The 21,409-nt window shown below is 41.6% G+C and carries 19 protein-coding genes; 1 reads left to right on the top strand and 18 read right to left on the bottom strand.

The features are described 5' to 3' along the window. Positions 1-55: 55 nt before the first annotated feature. The 13 genes from AAHJ11_RS05885 to AAHJ11_RS05825 form a co-directional block, all read right to left on the bottom strand. A complete protein-coding gene (locus tag AAHJ11_RS05885; RefSeq protein ID WP_413579180.1) occupies positions 56-1,285 on the bottom strand; it encodes an HD domain-containing protein in 1,230 nt (409 codons plus the stop codon). Positions 1,286-1,315: 30 nt separating this feature from the next. After that, on the bottom strand, positions 1,316-2,140 hold the full coding sequence (pyrF, locus tag AAHJ11_RS05880) for an orotidine-5'-phosphate decarboxylase (protein ID WP_074560076.1): 825 nt from the start codon (positions 2,138-2,140) through the stop codon (positions 1,316-1,318). Between the two features lie 76 nt (positions 2,141-2,216). Continuing rightward, on the bottom strand, positions 2,217-3,329 hold the full coding sequence (gene prfA, locus AAHJ11_RS05875; RefSeq protein ID WP_004304534.1) for a peptide chain release factor 1: 1,113 nt from the start codon (positions 3,327-3,329) through the stop codon (positions 2,217-2,219). A gap of 3 nt (positions 3,330-3,332) precedes the next feature. Next, positions 3,333-4,499 (bottom strand): AIR synthase-related protein, encoded by a 1,167-nt coding sequence (locus tag AAHJ11_RS05870; RefSeq protein ID WP_004320904.1) that lies wholly within the window; start codon positions 4,497-4,499, stop codon positions 3,333-3,335. A 210-nt stretch (positions 4,500-4,709) separates the two neighbouring features. Continuing rightward, positions 4,710-5,291, bottom strand: a complete 582-nt coding sequence (locus AAHJ11_RS05865) for a LemA family protein (RefSeq protein WP_004304537.1) — start codon at positions 5,289-5,291, stop codon at positions 4,710-4,712. Between the two features lie 47 nt (positions 5,292-5,338). After that, positions 5,339-6,256 carry a TPM domain-containing protein gene (locus AAHJ11_RS05860; protein ID WP_074560072.1) on the bottom strand — a complete coding sequence of 306 codons (918 nt, stop codon included), beginning with the start codon at positions 6,254-6,256 and terminating at the stop codon, positions 5,339-5,341. 72 nt (positions 6,257-6,328) lie between these two features. Then, on the bottom strand, positions 6,329-7,279 hold the full coding sequence (locus tag AAHJ11_RS05855; RefSeq protein WP_074560070.1) for an alpha/beta hydrolase: 951 nt from the start codon (positions 7,277-7,279) through the stop codon (positions 6,329-6,331). A gap of 18 nt (positions 7,280-7,297) precedes the next feature. After that, positions 7,298-8,044 carry a shikimate dehydrogenase family protein gene (locus AAHJ11_RS05850; protein WP_004304542.1) on the bottom strand — a complete coding sequence of 249 codons (747 nt, stop codon included), beginning with the start codon at positions 8,042-8,044 and terminating at the stop codon, positions 7,298-7,300. Between the two features lie 42 nt (positions 8,045-8,086). Continuing rightward, the gene (gene ubiE, locus AAHJ11_RS05845) at positions 8,087-8,824 is read right to left on the bottom strand and encodes a bifunctional demethylmenaquinone methyltransferase/2-methoxy-6-polyprenyl-1,4-benzoquinol methylase UbiE (RefSeq protein WP_148364314.1); all 738 of its coding nucleotides are present in this window, start codon (positions 8,822-8,824) and stop codon (positions 8,087-8,089) included. Positions 8,825-8,986: 162 nt separating this feature from the next. Then, positions 8,987-9,931: a phosphoribosylaminoimidazolesuccinocarboxamide synthase gene (locus tag AAHJ11_RS05840; RefSeq protein ID WP_074560066.1), complete on the bottom strand. Its 945-nt coding sequence runs from the start codon at positions 9,929-9,931 to the stop codon at positions 8,987-8,989. A gap of 86 nt (positions 9,932-10,017) precedes the next feature. After that, positions 10,018-11,010 carry a PhoH family protein gene (locus AAHJ11_RS05835; RefSeq protein WP_148364315.1) on the bottom strand — a complete coding sequence of 331 codons (993 nt, stop codon included), beginning with the start codon at positions 11,008-11,010 and terminating at the stop codon, positions 10,018-10,020. A gap of 74 nt (positions 11,011-11,084) precedes the next feature. Beyond that, a complete protein-coding gene (locus tag AAHJ11_RS05830) occupies positions 11,085-12,641 on the bottom strand; it encodes an ATP-binding protein (RefSeq protein ID WP_167511724.1) in 1,557 nt (518 codons plus the stop codon). A gap of 113 nt (positions 12,642-12,754) precedes the next feature. Further along, positions 12,755-13,432 carry a DUF5715 family protein gene (locus AAHJ11_RS05825; protein ID WP_234131880.1) on the bottom strand — a complete coding sequence of 226 codons (678 nt, stop codon included), beginning with the start codon at positions 13,430-13,432 and terminating at the stop codon, positions 12,755-12,757. A 91-nt stretch (positions 13,433-13,523) separates the two neighbouring features. On the opposite strand from AAHJ11_RS05825, the gene AAHJ11_RS05820 reads away from it, so the two are divergent. Further along, on the top strand, positions 13,524-13,961 hold the full coding sequence (locus AAHJ11_RS05820; RefSeq protein ID WP_074560274.1) for a DUF6078 family protein: 438 nt from the start codon (positions 13,524-13,526) through the stop codon (positions 13,959-13,961). Positions 13,962-14,339: 378 nt separating this feature from the next. Here the strand turns inward: AAHJ11_RS05820 and AAHJ11_RS05815 are convergent, their stop codons facing one another. From AAHJ11_RS05815 to AAHJ11_RS05795, 5 genes are all read right to left on the bottom strand, one after another. After that, complete coding sequence (locus AAHJ11_RS05815) at positions 14,340-15,470, bottom strand: AAA family ATPase (RefSeq protein ID WP_074560276.1); 1,131 nt, start codon at positions 15,468-15,470, stop codon at positions 14,340-14,342. 161 nt (positions 15,471-15,631) lie between these two features. Continuing rightward, positions 15,632-17,284 carry a flotillin family protein gene (locus AAHJ11_RS05810; protein WP_148364319.1) on the bottom strand — a complete coding sequence of 551 codons (1,653 nt, stop codon included), beginning with the start codon at positions 17,282-17,284 and terminating at the stop codon, positions 15,632-15,634. Positions 17,285-17,304: 20 nt separating this feature from the next. Next, positions 17,305-17,802 carry a hypothetical protein gene (locus tag AAHJ11_RS05805; RefSeq protein WP_074560281.1) on the bottom strand — a complete coding sequence of 166 codons (498 nt, stop codon included), beginning with the start codon at positions 17,800-17,802 and terminating at the stop codon, positions 17,305-17,307. Between the two features lie 264 nt (positions 17,803-18,066). Beyond that, the gene (locus AAHJ11_RS05800; RefSeq protein WP_320996276.1) at positions 18,067-18,333 is read right to left on the bottom strand and encodes a hypothetical protein; all 267 of its coding nucleotides are present in this window, start codon (positions 18,331-18,333) and stop codon (positions 18,067-18,069) included. Positions 18,334-18,351: 18 nt separating this feature from the next. Then, positions 18,352-21,399 carry a fimbrial protein gene (locus AAHJ11_RS05795; RefSeq protein WP_413579179.1) on the bottom strand — a complete coding sequence of 1,016 codons (3,048 nt, stop codon included), beginning with the start codon at positions 21,397-21,399 and terminating at the stop codon, positions 18,352-18,354. Between the last annotated feature and the right edge of the window lie 10 nt (positions 21,400-21,409).

The raw sequence follows: 21,409 nt of genomic DNA, 5'->3' as shown, positions 1-21,409 counted from the left end.
ACAAATAACGGATTTTTTTTTCAGATTTCCGTGTTATTGCATGAATATTTTATACTTATCTGTGTAATCTCTGATAGCAGAGATAGTATTTCTTTACCTTTTTGGACAATAATGAAATGTTCAGCATGTCCGATGCTTCGGCAATATTTTTGATAGTGCCGTCTTTGTAGATAATGTCAATACTGTCATCTGCCGGGTCATACATATTCTTTTCGATGCTGGGGGTAGAGACAAAATAGTTCGCTTCGGAAAGGGTTATACCTAATTGCTGGCTGATGTGCAAAGTTAATTCTTTTTTTCTGTCCTCACTAATCGGTTCCGATGAAATTTCTACTTTAAAGATATTTCGGTTTATCATTCCCATGCTTAAAGTAGAAAGTACCTTGTCTGTATGAGTACTCCACACTTTCAAGGCTGTCCATATATCATTGTCGTCCAGTTGAATAAAATTCTCCAGACAGTCGGGGTTGTTATAGAACCCCGTAGGATTGATATCATTGTAAAGGAAAAAACGCAATGCGGGTGATGCGAACAGTTCCACTCCTTGTGATGCCAGTTCTTTAGCACGTAATAGGGTACTGATAAGCATTTTTTCGTATGCGACGGACGTCTTATGCAGATATACTTGCCAATACATCAGGCGACGTGCCGTAAGGAAATTCTCGATAGAGTAGATTCCTTTGGATTCGACAACCAGGCGGTCGTCCGCTACATCAAGCATTTTTATAATCCGTGCGGAACCGATATTTCCTTCTGTCACACCTGTGTAAAAGCTGTCGCGGCGAAGATAATCCAATCTGTCCATATCCAGCTGGCCGCTTACAAGTTGATGGAGAAAGCGTTTTGGATATTCGTCTTTGAAGATTTGAATGGCAAGACTAAGCTGACCGTTCATCTCTTTGTTCATCCGTTCCATCAGCATGAGGGAAATCTCTTCGTGGGAGACTCCTTTTACTATAGTATTTTCCAGTACATGTGAGAAAGGGCCATGTCCTATATCATGTAACAGGATGGCGGCCTGTACAGCTTCCGCTTCACTGTCAAAGATGAAATTACCTTTAGAAGCCAGTTGGCTGATAGCTTCACTCATCAAGTAAAAAGCACCTAAAGAGTGTTGGAAGCGGGTATGTTGTGCACCGGGGTATACAACAGATGATAATCCTACCTGCTTGATGCGGGTAAGACGCTGCAAAAGGGGATGCCGTACTATATCGTACAGTAACCCCTTTGGAATATTGATGAACCCGAATACGGGGTCGTTAATTATCTTTCTTTCGTAAGGCATTCGTTTTCTTTAGAGATCCTTTTTCTCTTTTCAGAGAATTGCTTTGAGTTGTTCAGCCATTTGCGCCTGTACTTCTTGTGCGGCGGTGCGGGCAGCTTCTGCAAACTTCTCTGTTTTATCTACGTAGATGATACCACGTGAGGAATTAACAATGATTCCGCATGTACTGTTCATTCCGTATTTACAAACTTCTTCGAGCGAACCGCCTTGTGCTCCTACACCTGGTACGAGAAGGAAATGGTTCGGAACAATTTTACGAATATCTTCGAAAGCGCGTCCTTGAGTGGCACCTACCACATACATCATGCGGTCGTCACTAGCCCATTCTTGTGATTTACGTAATACTTTCTCGAACAGACGTTCGCCGTTTACATCTTCTGTTAGTTGGAAGTCATGCGAACCTTTGTTGGAAGTCAATGCCAACAGAATCACCCATTTACCTTCATAGGTAAGGAACGGAGTAACACTGTCTTCGCCCATATAAGGAGCTACCGTTACAGAGTCGATATTAAGCTCTTCAAAGAAGGTGCGGGCGTACATTGCAGAAGTATTTCCGATGTCACCACGCTTTGCGTCAGCGATAATGAATTGATCCGGATAGTTATCTTTGATGTATTTTACTGTCTTTTCAAATGCGATCCATCCTTTTACGCCCATGCTTTCATAGAAAGCCAGATTGGGTTTATAGGCGATGCACAAATCTGCTGTCGCGTCGATGATGGCTTTGTTGAATGCAAAGATCGGATCTTCTTCTTTCAACAGATGCTCTGGGATTTTCTTGATGTCAGTATCAAGTCCTACACAGAGGAATGATTTTTTGCGCTTTATGTTTTCAAATAATTGTTGCTTATCCATCTTGTTATTTACTATTATACAATTTACTATTGACTATTTCTAAGAAATCATTCTCAACGATCAACTCTTCATTTTTCTAAAGCTCGCTTTCTTTCAAGCGTTCCGCGTTTTCTGCTACGATCAGGTGGTCGATACAGTCTTGAATATCCCCGTCCATGAATGCAGCAAGATTATAAATCGTGTAATTGATGCGATGGTCGGTGATTCGTCCCTGCGGATAGTTGTAGGTGCGGATTTTAGCAGAACGGTCTCCGGTCGATACCATTGTTTTACGTTTGGAGGCAATGTCATCGATGTATTTCTGATGTTCCTTGTCATAGATAAACGTACGGAGACGGGCCAAAGCACGTTCCTTATTTTTCGGTTGGTCACGTGTTTCGGTACATTCAATGAGTATTTCTTCGGCAATACCTGTATTCGGGTTCTTCCAGATATAACGCAGACGTACTCCGGATTCTACCTTATTTACATTCTGTCCACCGGCACCACCACTTCGGAAAGTATCCCATTTGATTTCTCCTTCGTTGATGACTACATCGAATTCTTCAGCTTCGGGAAGTACCGCCACTGATGCGGCAGAAGTATGAACACGTCCTTGTGTTTCGGTAGCAGGAACACGCTGTACGCGGTGTACTCCCGATTCATATTTTAAGATTCCGTATACATTATCGCCCGTGACGCTACAAACAACTTCTTTGAATCCTCCTGCTGTCCCTTCGTTTGCATTGGAGACTTCCATCTTCCAACCTTTGGTTTCACAGAATTTGGCATACATACGAAAGAGGTCACCGGCAAAGATCGCTGCTTCATCACCTCCTGCACCACCACGGATTTCAAGAATTGCGTTCTTGCTGTCTTGCGGATCGGCAGGGACAAGCATCAGTTTGATTTCTTCTTCCAATACCGGAAGGCGCTCTTGACTATTGTCCATTTCTTCTTTCGCCATCTCGCGCATTTCAGCGTCCGATTCATTAGCAAGGATATTTTTAGCTTCTTCAATATTACCCAGTAATTGGATATATTCTTTCCTTGCTTTCATCAAGTCGTCTAATTCCTTATATTCTTTAGTCAACTTGACGTAACGTTTCTGATCGGCAATCACTGCCGGGTCTGTGATAAGGGTAGATATTTCTTCAAAACGGGCTACGAGTCCGTCTAATTTTTCTAATATGGTACTGTTATCTGCCATTCTTTAGTATCTAAATTCTCCGAATTCGCTCTTAATGATTAATTCTGTTTGCTCACATGCTTCAACACGTCCTACAATCTGTGCCGGAATACCGAATGACTCGGAAATAGCAATTACTTCTTCTGCATGTTCCGGTGACAAATAGACTTCGAGGCGATGTCCCATATTGAATACCTTGTACATTTCTGCCCAGTCCGTACCGCTTTGTTCTTGAATAGTTTTGAATAAAGGAGGAACGGGGAAAAGATTATCTTTTACTACACGAACATTTTCAACAAAGTGTAAAACTTTGGTTTGTGCACCACCGGAACAGTGTACCATTCCGTGGATTTCCGGGCGCAGTGCATCGAGTAATTTCTTCACTACCGGTGCGTATGTACGAGTAGGGGAGAGCACCAACTTACCTGCATCAATCGGAGAATCTTCTACACTGTCTGTCAGTTTTAACTTGCCGGAGTAAACTAATTCTTCGGGAACGGCAGCATCGTAGCTTTCCGGATATTTTTCAGCAAGATATTTTCCGAATACATCGTGACGGGCACTTGTCAAACCATTGCTGCCCATACCGCCATTGTATTCTTTTTCGTAAGTAGCTTGTCCGTAAGAAGCCAGACCGACGATCACGTCACCCGGACGAATATTGGCATTGTCGATAACGTCTGAACGTTTCATGCGACAAGTTACGGTAGAGTCAACGATGATTGTACGAACCAAGTCGCCGACATCAGCTGTTTCACCACCGGTTGCGTATACACCTACCCCCATTTCACGGAGTTCGGCCAGCAATTCATCTGTTCCATTGATGATGGCGGAAATTACTTCTCCGGGAATCAACAGTTTATTACGTCCAATGGTAGAAGAGACAAGAATGTTGTCTACGGCACCTACACAAAGCAGGTCGTCGATATTCATAATCAATGCATCCTGTGCGATGCCTTTCCAAACGGACAAATCACCTGTTTCTTTCCAGTACATATAAGCAAGAGATGATTTGGTTCCGGCGCCATCGGCGTGCATAATGTTGCAATATTCCGGGTCACCTCCCAATATATCGGGAATAATTTTACAGAATGCTTTCGGAAAGATTCCTTTGTCGATGTTCTTGATGGCGTTGTGCACATCTTCTTTTGATGCGCTTACTCCACGCATCATGTATCGTTGATTACTCATGAGTTATAGAATTATATTGTATACGGCTGCAAAAGTACTGCTTTTTTTTGGTACAGCCAACTAGGTACTGGCAAATGTTAATCATTAACTATTTTACTTTAGAATATTCTCTTGAAAAGGAGAATAATAATAGAAAATTAAGAGTTAAAATCATAGTAATGAGAACTGTGATTTTAACTCTTAATATGTAAGGGCTTTATCTGATCTTTTTTAGAATTCTACTTTCGGAGCCTTCTCGCTTCCTTCTTCTGCTTCAAAATATGCTTTCTTATCAAAGCCGAACATTCCTGCAAAGATATTCTTAGGGAAACGGCGGATATTGGTGTTATAAGCCTGTGCAGCATCATTGAAATTTTTGCGTGCTACATTGATACGGTTTTCAGTTCCTTCCAGTTGAGCCTGTAATTCCAGGAAGTTTTGATTAGCTTTTAAGTCGGGATAATTCTCGGTAATAGCTAATAACTTGCCCAGTGCTGATGTTACAGCACCTTGCGCCTTTTGATATTGCGCCAGCTTTTCCGGTGTCAGATCGGCGGCGTCCACTTTAATTTGAGTTGCCTGGCTACGTGCGGCAACAACTCCCTCTAATGTTTCCTTTTCATGTGTTGCATATCCTTTCACGGTATTTACCAAATTAGGAATCAAGTCGGCACGGCGTTGGTATTGAGTTTCTACATTTGCCCATTGACCACTTACATTCTCGTCCATAGTTACCAGACCGTTATATACACTTACTGCCCATATGACAAGGATAGCCACAACGGCTAAGATGATAATAATTGACTTCTTCATGTTTCTTGTTTTTATTGAATTTGATAATCTGTTTTTTCTTATTTTCTTTAGAAACGTGAGCCGGCACCACCACCGCCTCCCATGCCTCCGCCGAAGCTGCCTCCACCGAAACCGCCTCCGCCTCCTAAACTACCTCCGCCAAAGCCGCCGATAAATGGACCGCCTCCGCCACCTCCCCGGTGATGGTAGTCGCTATCATAACTTTGTTGACGACGTATGATGGTATGTCCGCAGTTTCTACATGTATAGGTGACATCTTCAGTTTTCACTCCGTTAATCCGGGATACGATTACACTTCCTGTTCTCTGCAATTGGTGTTTACCGCATTTCGGGCAACGGCTTTGCCTGCGTGCAGAAAAGAAAGCAAGACCTCCACCGATGACAATAAAGCAAAGGATGGCAAGAACAAAATCAAAGGAGCCACCGTCGTTCGAATCGGAGAGGGCATCGTTTTCCATGGAACCGTCAAGACGCTGGCAAGTTGCTTTAAGACCAGCCACCATTCCTGCATTCCAATTTCCGTCTTTCAGGTAAGGAATCATATATTTGGTTTGAATCCTTTTGCAGATCGCATCGGGGAGCACTCCTTCCAGTCCATAACCGGTATAAAACTGGATACAACGTTGATCTGTGACCAACAAAATGACCAATCCATTATTTTTGCCTTTCTTCCCAACACCCCATTGGTTGAGTAGCTGGTGGCAGAAATTGAAACAATCTTCTTCTCCGATTGAAGGAACTACGGCAACTACCGTTTCAATTCCTGTTTGTTGTTCCAAGGCATAAAGCATGGAGTCTATACTGTCACAAGCTGCCTGTGAAAGTATGCCGGCCGGGTTGCAAACATATTGCATTTTGTTTTGCAGGTGAACTTTCGGTAGGTTGTCCACCGTGTATACTTTCTCTTGAGCTTGTAGTGGGAACAGAAGAATAGTTGCTAGTATAAAAGTCAATATTGATTTCATAACGAATATTTTATGTATGCAAATATAGAAACTTTTTCTGTTATGAATCTACAACTCGTTGTTATAATAGGTTTAATGAATGTATCGCCCGACGAATGCACGGACTCGGTCGGTGTACTCCTGTTTATTCTCTTTGTATGAAACAGCATGAGCCGCTCCCGGCACAATCCATAGTTCTTTGGGTTCCGGTTTGGCTTCGTAGAGCGAATATACCATCCAGGTCGGTACATACGTATCTTTATCCCCGTGAATAAACAGCATCGGAAGTTGTGACTTAGCTACTTGTTTCAGTGAGGATGCCTCTTTGAAATTCCATCCATATTTCTTTTCGCAGAGCCAGCTTGTGGTATACATTAGTGGAAAAGGAGGAAGGTGGAAACTGGCTTTAAGTTCATGTGAGAATTCGTCCCATACGCTGGTGTAGCCGCAATCCTCAACAAAGCATTTAACAAATGGCTTCTGTTTCTCACCGGACACCATCATGGTTGTCGCACCTCCCATTGAAATGCCGTGTACAACCATTTGCGTACTGTCTCCGAAAATTTCATTGGCAATGTTCATCCATTGCAATACGTCCCAACGGTCTTTCCATCCCATCTGGATGGCCGGACCTTCACTTTCTCCCTGATGTTGCAGGTCGGGAAGTAATATGTTATATCCTAAATCTCGATTATATAGATAACCAATCATAAACATACGGATAGCATTATCTGTATATCCATGTACAATGACTGCTGTCTTACTGGTGGGCTGGGGAGCAGCAACATAATACGCATGAAGTTGTATTCCATGCGGATTGATGATGAAAGTGTCTTTCAGTGCGTCCACTTGTTTCAGGCTGTCCACCCATGGACGTAGGAAAGGGTAGTCTCTATACATGAAGGGATAAGAGTCGGCATCTTTAGACAAAATCTTGGCATTCGGAGTCAATGAAAAGTTTAACATATAAAAACTTCCTCCGATGGTGCAGCCGGTCAATGCCAGCATGATAATAATGATGCTATATACAACTTTTCTCCTCATAAAAATTCTTTCTAATCCTTATTTATGCCATATCTCCCATGCGGCAAATGCCTGGAGCAGCAACATTTCCAGACCGTTTTTAACGACAGCCCCTTGTGCTTCTCCTTTTTTCATGAATAGCGTAACATTAGGATTATATAACAAATCGTAGAGCAAATGGTTTGGAGTCAGTAGCTCATAAGGAATATTAGGACAGAAATCTACCTTGGGAAACATTCCTACGGGAGTACAGTTGACGATGATTGTATATTCTGCCATGATTTCGGGAGTCAGTTCCTCATAAGTCAGCATATCATCGGCTTTGTGGGTTCGTGATACGAATATACTTTCAATACCCAAGTTTTTCAGCCCATGGTAGACGGCTTTGGAAGCTCCGCCGGTACCCAGAATCAAAGCTTTTTGGTGGTGAGGCTGCAATAAAGGCTGAATGGATTGAGTGAATCCGATGATGTCGGAGTTGTAGCCAACCAGTTTGACTTTTCCTTTCTGCTGGCGGATGATTTTAATGACATTCACTGCACCTATCTTTGCGGTATCACGGTCGAGTTCATCCAAAAAAGGAATCACTTGTTCTTTGTAGGGGATAGTCACATTAAGCCCGCATAAATTGGGATTCTCTTCGATAACTTCCATGAAGTTATTAATGCTGGGAATTTCGAAATTCACATACTCTGCATTGATACCTTCGGATTTGAATTTCTCATTAAAGTATCCGATAGAAAATGAATGTCGCAGAGGGTAGCCGATTAAACCATATTTTTCCATAATGCAATCAGGATTAAATTAATCATTCATAATGATTTGGTACTATTTTGTCGCGGTATAAAGAGTGCAAATGCCAAAAGTCAGCCGTTTGAAGTTGACTTCGCTAAATCCGGCTCGTGCGATGACTCCTTTCATAACTTCCCCTTGAGGAAATACTTTGATCGTGTCCGGCAGATAGTGGTAGGCACTGTTGTCTTTGGAGAGAAGCTTGCCCAATAATGGAATGACGACTTTAGAGTAGATGGAAAACAGTTGTTTCATCGGGAAACGGTCCGGAGTGGTAAGTTCCAGAATTACAAGATGGCCGCCCGGTTTCAGTACGCGGCACATTTCGGAGAGCCCTTTGTCGAGATCTTCGAAGTTGCGGATACCGAAAGCTACAGTGATAGCGTCAAAATTATTGTCGGCAAAAGAGAGTGAAGTACAGTCCTCTCGGGCAAAAGATATTTTATCCGACAGTCCTTCCTTTTTTACTTTTTCACGTCCCACATTCATCATACCTTCCGAGATGTCCGTGCCGATCAGTTCGGCAGGTTGCAGTTTGCGGCAGGCGAGGATAGCAAAATCCCCTGTACCGGTCGCTACATCCATCATTCGCTGCGGTTGAAAAGGGCGTAACCAGGCAATAGCTTTTCTGCGCCAGCTGCGGTCGATACCTAAAGATAAGGTATGGTTCAACTTGTCGTAGGCATGTGCGATATTGTCGAACATACGTTCCACTTGCTCGGTCTTTTTCCCTTCTTCGTCGTAAGGCTTGATATGTTGTTGCGGGTAATCCATTTTTTAGTTGATAGTTGATAAATGATAGTTGATAGTTGAAGAAGATAGTTGATAAATGATAGTTGTAAGATGACAGAGTCAATAGTTATATGCGATAAGCTGCATATTAACTATCATTTATCATCTATCAACTATCATTTATTATCTGTCATTTATCGCTTATCAGCTATTCAAAAAAGTTTCGACGTTTTTGAATATACGTTCAGCGATATTGCTAGTATCTTCTTTCACAAATTTCTCACCGGTGATGTTTTCGAACAATTCGATGTAACGGTCACTGATGCTTTGTACGATAGCCGGAGTCATTTCCGGTACTTTCTGACCGTCTTTGCCCTGAAAACCGTTTTCCATCAACCATTCACGAACGAATTCTTTAGAAAGTTGTTTCTGCGGTTCGCCTTTTTCGAAACGTTCCTGATAACCTTCAGAGTAGAAATAGCGGCTTGAATCCGGAGTGTGGATTTCGTCCATCAGGTAGATAGTACCGTTGTGCTTACCGAATTCGTATTTTGTATCTACGAGGATCAGTCCGCGCTCTGCTGCGATTTCAGTACCACGTTTGAAAAGGGCTAATGTATATTTTTCGAGAATTTCATACTCTTCCGGAGTAGCCAGTCCTTGTTTCAGGATTTCCTCCTTAGAGATGTCTTCGTCGTGCAATCCCATTTCAGCTTTCGTAGTCGGAGTAATGATGGGTTCCGGGAATTTCTGGTTTTCGCGCATTCCGTCCGGCAACTTCACGCCACAAATTTCGCGTACACCGCTTTTGTAAGTACGCCATGCGCTACCACACAGGTAACCGCGTACAATCATTTCTACCGGAAAACCTTCACACAATACACCTACCGTTACCATTGGGTCCGGAGTAGCTATTTTCCAGTTCGGACAGATGTCAGTAGTGGCATCGAGGAATTTAGCTGCAATCTGGTTCAGCATTTGTCCTTTGTAAGGAATACCTTCAGGAAGTACTACGTCAAAGGCCGAAATACGGTCGGTTGCTACCATGACGAGTTTTTCGCCGTTGATGTTGTATACATCGCGCACTTTTCCGTGGTACACGCTTTTCTGTCCCGGAAAGTTGAAATCTGTTTTTGTTAATGCATTCATAATGATATATATTAAAATTATGCTTCTTTCTTTAATTTCACCACAGAGGACACGGAGTACACAGAGAGTTTATTGAAATATCAGGATTAAATCCTCTGTGTACTCTGTGTCCTCTGTGGTGAACCATTACGTTCGGCTTTCGCTTCTTTGTCGAATTTTTCGTAAGCATCCACGATACGTTCCACCAGTTTATGGCGTACGATATCCTTTTTATTCAGTTCAACAAAACTGATACCTTTCACTCCCTTCAAGATGCGGAGAGCTTGCACCAATCCTGACGTTTGTGAAGCGGGAAGGTCAATTTGTGTCATGTCTCCCGTCACAATCATCTTGGTGTTCATACCCATACGGGTGAGGAACATTTTGATTTGCTGTGTGGTGGTATTCTGGGCTTCATCCAAAATGACGACCGCATCATTCAGCGTGCGTCCGCGCATAAAGGCTAACGGGGCAATCTGGATAATGTTCAATTCCATGTATTCCTTTAACTTGGCAGCAGGTATCATATCTTGCAGGGCATCGTATAAAGGTTGCAGGTATGGGTCGATCTTATCTTTCATGTCGCCGGGCAGGAAACCGAGCTTTTCTCCGGCTTCTACGGCGGGGCGGCTAAGGATGATTTTTTTGATTTCTTTATTCTTCAATGCACGTACAGCGAGAGCGATAGCGGTGTATGTCTTTCCCGAACCTGCCGGACCGATGGCGAATACCATATCATTCTTGGCGAATCCTTCTACCAGTTTCAACTGGTTTTCGCTTCGGGGGATGATAGGTTTTCCCGTGACGCTGAACACAATCACGTTTCCTGTCTGTTCCGTTTGCGGCGCATTTCCTTTTATAATGTCAATGATCACTTCTTCTTTCAGTGAATTATATTGGGCGCAGTACTTTTCAAGTTTGGTGATATTTTCTTCGAAGGCACACATTTCTTCCTCGTCGCCCAGCACTTTGATGACATTGCCTCGGGCAACTATGCGTAGCTTTGGATATAAAGCTTTAATTAACTGTATGTTGGCGTTGTTTACGCCGTAAAAAATAACCGGATCAATATCCTCAAGAACAATCAGTTTCTCTATCATTCAATTGTATTAAAGAAAAATTTCTGCAAATTTAATGAAACGTTTTGGATTCTCTGATTGTTTAGAGGTGAATTTTACTGCAAATCTTCCACTATCCACTTTTCGATGTTTCTTGTTTCATTACTGAAATTGATGCCTATCTTGAATATTTGTCGTTTGTCTGTGGCAAATGCTTGTGCATAATGTTTGTCATTGATTTGTTGCAGAGCTTCTTCGGCAGTTCCATCCAACTTGAATTCCATAACATAGATGAAACGCTCGGTTTGTAAGACGAGGTCAATGCGTCCCCGAGAAGTATGATATTCTGCTTTTACATAGAACCCAATGAGTTTGAATACGATGAAAAGCACATTTTGATAATGCAGCTCCAAATTGCGTATCAATTCGTAAGGTGTATCTGCAAAGAAACTTTGCAGGCGGCGGAAAAAGGCGTTGTAATCACCCTGTTCCACTTCATCCACAAATTGACGTATTTGGAAAGGGGATTCAATTAAATCTATATTCGTATAGAAAGGAAGAAGATATTTAACAAAGCCTTCTTCTACTTCCCGGTTAGGGAATCCCAATTTATAAATCCCAAAACGATTGTCGAATCCTTTGATTGTAAGATATCCACTTTGGTAAATAACCGGTATCGGATTTCGGGAAGTCGAATCAATACTGTTCAGTACATCTGCATCCGTTTCTTCATGCGTGATACGTTGAAGATCATAATTGGATTTTTTAAGTAATTCTACCAGATAAGTCGGAGTGCCGGTCTCAAACCAGTAACTACCGAATTTCATTTTATAGAACGTATTGAGTAGACTGAAAGGATTATATATTCCTATGGAGTTTTCTACGAAGTGGTAACCATCATAACATTCTTTCAATTCAGAACATACTTTTTCATAAGTCATTTTCTGTCTGTCTGCCAATATATGCAAGTCTTCTTCCATATTGTCGTGGATTTCTTTCTCTGTGATACCACAGAGTTCCACGTACTGTTCGTCCATTGAAATATCAATCAGATTGTTGAGATCGCTGAATACACTCACTTTTCCGAACTTAGTGACACCTGTCAGGAAAGCGAGTTTGATGAATCCGTCCATTGTTTTTAATACACTGTAGAAAGCCTTCATTGTGTTGCGGAACTTCTGTTGAAGTTCTTCGTTGCCAATTGCTTGCAACATGGGTTTGTCGTATTCATCAATAAGAATGACGACACGTTGCCCGGTTTGTTCATAAGCCCGTTCGATGATTCCACGGAAGCGCAAAGAAAAGGTGGTCTCTGATGAAGAGGTGCCATACAGTCGCTCCCACTTTACCAGTGTGAAGTTTAAGATATTTTCCAGACTTTCCGGTGTATCGTATTTTTCGGTGTTGAGATCAATGTGGAGGATGGGATGTTTGATCCATTCTTTTTCCAGTTCCTCTATGGCTAGATTCTTGAAAAGTTCCTTTTTCCCCGAAAAATAAGCTTCAAGGGTAGATATCAGCAGACTTTTTCCAAAACGGCGGGGACGGCTAAGAAAATAATAACGGCCGGTCTTTGCTAATTGATAGATAAGTTTGGTTTTATCTACATAGAGATAACCGTCTTTGCGAAGACTTTCAAAATTCTGTATGCCGATAGGATAAAGCTTGCCCATAATCTGATTTTTTTAGCGTTGGAATCATACAAAGATAGCAGTTTTTCATCTTAACGCAAAATTTACCTTGAAGGTTTTATGATATGCTGGTCAAAGATTTTGGAAAAAGATATTTATCGGGCAGTAATATGGAAACAACCTTGTTTCAATTCGTATTTGATGTAGCATTTTTCAGCTTGTCGCAGGTCTCTTAAAACTTCGGACAGGACAAGTTTCAGTGTGTCGGCACTTACATCTTGCAACGGTCTTCCATCTTTGTCTTCTACTTTTTTGAAACGTTTCCAACTGACGTCAAAGGTTGCTCCAAAGCAATGTGCAGAGTTGGCGGAGGCATTTCCATTGCGGCGGCGGAGACGTTTCACATCGTTTTCGGTGCGTAGTACGGAGGTGATGATTACCTGATTAGGATTCAAACCTTTGGCAGCCAATGAATCGAGAAAGTTGGAACCTATTGTATCGAGCAATGCACTGGCGCGTGGAACGAGGTAGGGAATGGAGTGTGTTAATGAATCCACTGCATAAAATTCATTATCAGTGATATGAGTCAGCTTTTCTTTCATTGCTTCCGCTTCCTCTCGGTCTGCCAGCGGACTAATACCGATCTTTTTAGCGGCTTTCAGATGTGCGTCGTTCAAATCAGGGAAAGAACGTTTGTAGCTGACAACACCCCGAATGTTGCGTGGCTCATTCAGTTTCAGTGACATATCTTTCTTTTTGCAGCCCGAAGTAAGCGTTGTCACCCCAATAACTAATAAAAATAGCGGTAATATGCGAAGCTTATAAATAGTCATTTTGTATTTTTTGCCCGCAAATATACGCTATTTTTTCATACATTTGTAGCGGTTTATAAAAATAGACCATTTCCCACTAAACATAACACACATGAAAACAGATTTCGATTACAATTCTATGCCCGTCAGCTTCGCTCATTGCTTGAATGGACATTGTTTGCGCGCGGACAAATGTCTGCGTCGACAAGTAACTCTCCGGATGCCGAAAGAACGGGCTGCTGTAACGGTTATCAATCCCGAACATATCGCTTCCGATGGCGGAGACTGCACTTACTTTATTGATGAAAAACCTTTGCTTTTTGCACGGGGAATGAAACATATATTGGACCGTGTGCCGCTTGCTGATGCCAACATTATTAAACGACAGATGATTTCCTATTTCGGCAAGACTGTTTATTACCGTTGCTGCAACAAAGAGCGATTGATAAAGCCGAAGGAGCAGGAATATATACAAGGACTTTTCCGCAAGAGGGGCGTTGCCGGATCACCTCAATTTGACGAATACATAGAATACTATGATCTAGGTTAAGGATATCTATTAGTTCCGATAGTCCCATATATTGTGGGAAAGTATTCTCATATATTGTGGGAATACTTTCCCACAAAATGGGGGAATCTTTTCCCTCCAGCTAGGGAATCTCTTCCCACAATATATGGGACAAAGGAAGTCTGTGATGAAAGTAAAAAGAAGGTATATACTTCCGTTTATTGAATATCAGTTTCGGTATGAGAAATGCATGATGATAAGTATGAGAAATACCGTTTATTTACGACTTTTCAGGCAAAATAATATGAGAAATACCTTATTGAAAAGTATTTCTCATATTATATATTGTTGATTAGTAGGTTATTAATCAAATATTATGAGAATATGAGAAATGAAATTGCCAAATCATTTCTAGTGTGGTTAGATCACTGTGTCTTTCAGCCATTTTCCGAAAAAACGGTCATAGACAATATAACCATCCGGTGTATTATATATCAGTTCTTTATTTAGTAAGGACTTCAGTGCCACGTTAACGCTGCTGGGCGTTTTTAGATGATGCCTTTTGATGAAGTCATTGGCATTTATACTTTTTATACAGCCTTCTGTGGCAATAGCTTTCAATAGATCCACTTGATTGTTGGTTAGTAGTGTCAGGTTACTTTGGTATATGGTTTCCTGTTCATCTAAAATGTCGTTTATACAGCTATCTACCAGTCGGTTATCAATAGGGTTGATTTTCTTCTCATACAATCGGTTGAGTATGCTTTGAATGTACCAGGTGTGTCCGTTTTCAAGTTGGTATAAGTAGGAGAATGTTTTTAACGGTAGCTCTCTTTTTTCTTTGGCAAAGAATGAGTGTGCGAATGAATAATAATTCTCCAATGGAATCTCCTTTAATACAATAATCTGGGTACTTTGATAAAAAGGTCGTTTTGCAGAACTGAACATTTCTTCCATTACATGTTTTTTACTTCCGGAAAAGATAAAGTGTACATTTGGCATGAATTGGATATGAGAACGGAGCAATGCTTCTACACCTTTTTCCGGATATTCTGTAATCTGTTGGAACTCATCAATGGCAAGGTAACAATGTTTTTTTGAAGCTGCCATATAGTCGAGCACTTCTTTTAGTGTCTGTTCGGCATGAGCAGGGGCAAAGTCCAGAGTTACGGTAGGCATACCGCTTCTTTCGTCAGTACTGATTATGGGGCGGCAAGATTTGAAGAAAGCGGTCATTTGCCTGAGTATATTTTGGGACAGGGTATCCAATTTCCCGAGAACATTTTGAGCAAGCAATTGTATGAATGCCTTTAAGTCGCGTGTGGGATAGATATCCATGTAGAAATAGGCGGTATTCGGATTCTTTTCCTGTTTCATCCGGTAGAATACATTTTTGATGAGTCCCGTCTTTCCCATACGCCGAGGAGATATTAATGTCAGATTCCGCCCGTTTTGTAACGCTGAAATCATTTTATCAGTTTCTTTTTCCCGGTCACAAAAGTATTCCGGACTGTTGTAACCGTACACAAGGAATGGATTATATGGTTTCATATCTTATTATATCTTTTATGTTACATATTTTATGTAATACAAAGAACGTAATAATTGGGGAATATTCAAAGACTTTTTTTGTTTATGTGTATATAAATAGTGCGCTGATGAAAGAACAATCATTTTCTTTCATCAGCGCACTATTATTTGTCGGAGCAGGATTATTTCTTATCCTTCTTCTCTTCAGCTTTCGTTGCAGGCTCTTCCTCCGTTTTACTGTCCGGATTGATAATGCCTTTCACTGTTTCACCGATAGGAAGCTTGTCCAATATACCAAGGCTCGGAGCTACTGTCTTTACTAATGTATTCAGGAAATTGCTTGTGCCACCGTTTCCTCCGTCGAATACCGTGATATTTCCTAAGTTCATGTGCTCGAATGCCTTTACCTGTTCGCCGGCGATTTCCTTCCATTGGTCTACCATCTTGTATTGGATAGCGATGGCCGGGTTCGATTCGGCTGCTCTTACCATTGCTTCGAAACCTTCCGCTTCAGCAAGTAATGAACGTTTCTTACCTTCCGCTTCTGCTTCCAGTTTCATCTGGATGGCTTTTGCTTCTGCTTCCGCTTGTGCCAAAGTAGCTTTTGCGCGTGCTTCTGCCTCACGAGTAATCTTTTCGGCAATGGCGTTAGCCTGTAGGATAGCTTCCTGTCTGGCGATTTCCGCAGGAACGATCTTTTCAGCTTTCAATGAAGATTCTACTTTACGTGCTTTGGCTTCTTCTACCTCCTTCTGGGCAATTTCACGTGCAGTTTGTACGGCAGCTTCCGATCTGGCGGCAGCTTCACCGGCTTGCTTGTCGGCATTAGCTTGCGTCACGGCCAGTTCTGAATTTGACAGAGCCACCTCTTTCTGTGCGTCATTGCGTCCGATGGCAGCTTTCTTGGCAGCTTCCGCCTGCTTGATTTCCATATCCGAGTTAAGTTCGGCAACACGGCTTTCCTTTTCGGTATTCGCCTGTTCGATACGGATGTTCTTTTCAGCTTCAGCTTTTGCTACTTGTGATTCTTTTTCCGCATTGGCGATGGCTACTTGAGAAATTCTGTCCTTATCTGCATTGGCAACCGAGATTTCCTGTTGTTTCTTCGTTTCTGCGATGGCGATATCTTGATCTTTACGCGTTTCTGCAACTTTGGTTTCGCGTTCCTTAATCTGATTGGCAATTTTGATAGCACCCAGCTTTTCCTGTTCTTCGATGTTAGCTTGTGCTTCGTTCAGAGCCTTACTTTCAGCTTCCTTACCTAAGTTGACAATGTAGTTGGCAGCATCGCGAATGTCACTGATATTGATGTTCATCAGGTACAAACCGAACTTGCGAAGTTCAGTATCGATGTTGTCTTTTACTTTAGCCAGAAACTTATCGCGGTCTGAATTTAATTCTTCGATAGTCATATCGGCGATCACCATACGCATCTGACCATATACGACATCGGTAATTAAATTCTGTTTGTCGTCCATCGTCAAACCCAGCATACGTTCAGCAGCATTTTGCATTACTTCGGGATCAGTGCTGATAGCTACAGTAATGGTAGTCGGCACGTCCACACGGATATTCTGAGCAGACAGTGCACCCGTCAGTTTGCATTCAATCTGCATGGGTTTCATGGAAAGGAATTCATATCCCTGGATAATCGGCCATACGAAAGCTGCACCACCGTGATATAGCTTCGCTGACTTCTTATCTCCTCCTGTTTTACCATATACAACGAGGACTTCATCACTCTTACATTTGCGGTAACGAGAAAGGATACCAATAAAAGTGAGTAGGATGACTGCCACTAATATAGCAGCCATAATCAACATTTCTTGTGTCATAGAATTGTGTATTTGAATAGTTATTGAATGAATAGCGTTCCGTCTTTATAACGGGTGATGATTGTTCTGTCACCCGTCTGATATGCTTTTCCGGATTCGGAGATGACGTCTACTTCGCGCATTGCTCCGTCCCGGCTTGTCTGTACTGTATATTTGCTGTCACTTTGCTTGAAGTATATAGTACATTCCCGTCCTACAAGTTGATCTGTCTGTTCAGAATGATTCACTTGTTGCAGTTGATAAGCTTTCTTATAGAGAAACCACACAGCCAGAACAAAGAAAAGACCCACCAGAATGCCGATGACATAACTTTGAATTTCAGTGTTTCCCGCTAAATACATGTACCAACCGAATCCGATTCCAAAATGAGTTAGTCCTTTAAAAGAAACTACGCTGCTGATGTCAGCATCCACGTCTACATCGGCATCCATATCTCCGAAAAAGATGGATAGAACGAATTGGATTACAAAGATACCCGTTGTCACTAGGGCAATAATAAGGAATATGGTACTACTCATAAATTTGAGATGTTAGTGAATCATATCTATTTGTTGTCCAAATATACGGTTTTGTGTGGACTATACAAAGAAATTTTTTATAAAGTTACATTTCCTTATCCAGTGTACTAAAATCACAGATGTACGAAAAAAATCCCCACCCACTCAGCGCTATCTTCACAGGCCGCATCTGAGTGGAATGAGGAACACAAACAAAACAAACAATAATTTGTATATCTTTAATTATGGGTTATGGCGTTCCGTACTCTTACGGAGTGTTTTCTTTTAAATATTGCCGGAGCAATCAAGTACCAGTATCGAATCTTCGCATGAGACAATGGATATTTTATCCAGAATATCATCAAGATTGATCTCTATCTTGAAGCGGCCGCAGACATCATGAATTTTATGTTTGAAGTCGGCAAAGCCTTTCATAAATTTCTCAATCCGGTTGGCTGAAAGTTCATAAGCATACCAGTGTCCGTTCTCTTCAAACAGATAGGCTTGTTGCTTATCAGATGATTCTAGTTGCAGGAGGTCTCTTTGTCTCATAATATCTTGATTTTAGTTTTATTCTACTATTTCTACGTCGCGTACGCAACGTATATTGATTTTATTTGTATTATCAACCTTATTTGATAAATATAGATTACCATCGTTATTAACACTGAAGAATCTTAAATTTCCCGCATTATCACCTGTGGGTATAGTGTATCTCCATTTGGTCCGTGATGCAGTACCATTAGGAAATTCCTTATTTTCTATGAACATCAGCATCATTTCTCTTTGATTGGGAGCTCTCCAAAGTCCTTTGTCATGCTCGCCATTTTCAGAGTAGTTTTTGCATAAGCTGCGATCGTTATCTGTGGTTAATGCATAGTACAAACGAGAATCTTTCCATTTACTGCTTGTGAAATCAACCTCACATGAGCGTATAGTGGTATACCAACTTGAGAGAGTGAAAAATGAATCTCCCTCATATACATATGTATTTTTGGGGGTCGCTTTTGTATCAGTATATTTATCTTTAGCCATCTGAAATGCTTTATAAGGTTTGTTGCCATCTTCAAAATTGTCGTGAAGAGCTATCTCTCCCTTATTCAGTCGCGAACCACGTATGTTTTGGTCAGTTAACCGCGTCATCTTGAATATTCGGTCGGCACTAATTTCTTCATCTTTGTTGCTGAGCTGATTGTATACTTTTACTGTTACATATTCACCTTCCGGGATGTATTCAAATGCTTGGGCAGGATATTCCTTTTCATTTAAATTCTGGTTTTGGACCTTATCTATTCCTAAGTTACGCACACATCTGAAATTTTGCGGAAGATCAGTTGTTCCGCCAGCCTGATAGCTACCCACAGAAGCACCTTCTTCCGACCAGATACGCTTTTGGTCGCTGGTCGCATAGTGATACTTTGTCCTGTCTCCATACACAAATGAAACATTGTTTGCATCATATAAGGGGGTCGGCAGACTCTTGGCTCCCAAATACATACCCATTAATTGCTCACTGGCGGGTACATACCATTTCACTTCGTCCAATGTTATTTTACCATCACCGTTTTCGTCACGATTCCGTGATAAGCAACGCGCCAAAGCAATAGTTTCTTCCTGGGTAGTGAAAGTATTCATTTCCTTATCCGGTGTATCAAGGTTGACATGGGTATTCCATGATGCATTTTTTTTCAAATACGCCCAAGTATTCCATAATCCGTTGGCCGAAGATATAGAACCGGTTATGCCTGGGCTTCCCCATTTGGCTGCTCCTGTTTCATTGACGTGCTCCATACCCAGTGCTTGCTTGGCTTCCGTACTATAATATGTTTGTATAGAACGTTGGGTAATCATGTATCGGGCTTTGGCATAACTGCTGTTGCCATCTGCACTGTATTTGGGAGCATAAACCAACATTATGTAACGGTTCTCTGCATTTGCAAAATGCCGCCAGTATGTAGTAGGATCATTCCCCCAATTTTGTCCTTTAGGAGCTTCGGTATAATAATATTCATCTACAAAAACCGTATAGTAATATAGTTTGTCCCTATCCTTGCTTCCGTCCTCTCGGTAGCGGGTGATCACATTCCCGGTGAGTCCGAATAAGTCGACTAATTCATTCTTTTTGTAGCTTTGTAGTTTGTCTGCAGAATTTTCGCTTCCGTGAGATTGGAAATGAATCCAGTGATAATTCTGTTTAGAGCCATTTTCTGAATCAGGAGTGCTTTTTTCGGTTATGTCTCCGAAAGGGGTCTTTACCACAAATTTCAGACCTTGTTCTTCTGTGATGGCATCCACTACATTATTGTAACTGAATCCCATTATGAAACAGTTGTAATGTGCATCCAATGTACGTACTTCCGCTTCAGAATCGACCACATCTCCTTCGGCGCCGGGACGGTTTTCCACTCCGTCTACCACTTCTACTATAATGTCGTTTACGTCATTTATCGTTAAGTTGTATGTATATTTAGTATTTCGTCTGCTTGTAAAGATAGCCGGATTATTGATACCACCTCCTAAATGTATTCTATACTGTACGGTAGCTACACGTTTTCCGTCTGAGGAGCCTGTGGCGTTTTTGATTTCGATTTCCAATTCAGCTTTAATCTCTACATAAGTCGCATACTTTTCCGAATATTTATACTCGCCGGTGTTTGTGCCGTCATCGTTCTTAACTTCCGCTTCCCGTTTGGCATATTCCGCTTTTTTATCTTCCGACGATGTTGCTGATGGATTGATGGAAGTCACCTTGCCGTCTTTGTCCTTATAGGATTTTGAGTGCTTTATATTTTCCAGCATGTAAAAATCGAATGTGCGGGATTTATCCTCTTCGTTTGTTTTAAAAGCAGTGCTTACTATGCTGTTCCCATAATCTTCGGCTTCTTTGAAACTGTTGACATTCGCTTGTTCAATCACATTCGATTTTAACGGAACATATTTCACCTGCCAACTGGTGGGAGTAAAAGAGGTTACTTTTTCCCCTACTTTTATTTTAAAAGTGATATGGGAATCAAGCCGCGAAAGCTGTATTTTTCCTTGGGATATGTTGCCATGTTCGTCAATTACACAGTATCCTGCTTCTTCACCTGTTTCCGGGTGGGTTTTCTTGAATGTTCCGCTCATAACCAGACTGCCTTGTATGCGCTGTACGTTCGCTTCGTTGATACTAATGATGATTCCGGACAGGTCGTCGATACTTTTAACAGCGTTCAGTCTGGTTAGTATGGATTCCAGTTCATTCGTTTCTACGTTGGCTATTGCATAGATGCGGCTTTCACCACTGGTTGTTTCTAATGTGAACTTTCCACTTTCTTTCCTTTCAAGGACATCGACAATATCTTCTGTCTTGTAGAACTTACTGTTCTTCAGCTTTCCACTCCTGTCGAATACCAGTACATAGAGGTCGTTGATTCTATTTTCTTCAGTTTCGGGAAGCCCGCGGGTTAACTTCTCCATGCCTGTGAGTGACAGGCCGAAATTTATTGTAACCGGAATCCCTTCTTTCACGTGGGTGGAAGAGTATATTTCATCATCTGCACAAGCGCTGAGGAATGCGCAGACAACGGTCAGATATATTATATTCTTTATCAATCTCAGTATGTTGTTTTGCTTTTTCATTTGTTTGTCT

Source organism: Bacteroides sp. 90-K9/2 (assembly GCF_047310725.1).
GTDB classification, from domain to species: Bacteria; Bacteroidota; Bacteroidia; order Bacteroidales; family Bacteroidaceae; genus Bacteroides; species Bacteroides vicugnae.
The sequence above is the reverse complement of the archived record's forward strand: the minus strand, read 5'-3'. Positions and strand labels throughout refer to the sequence as shown.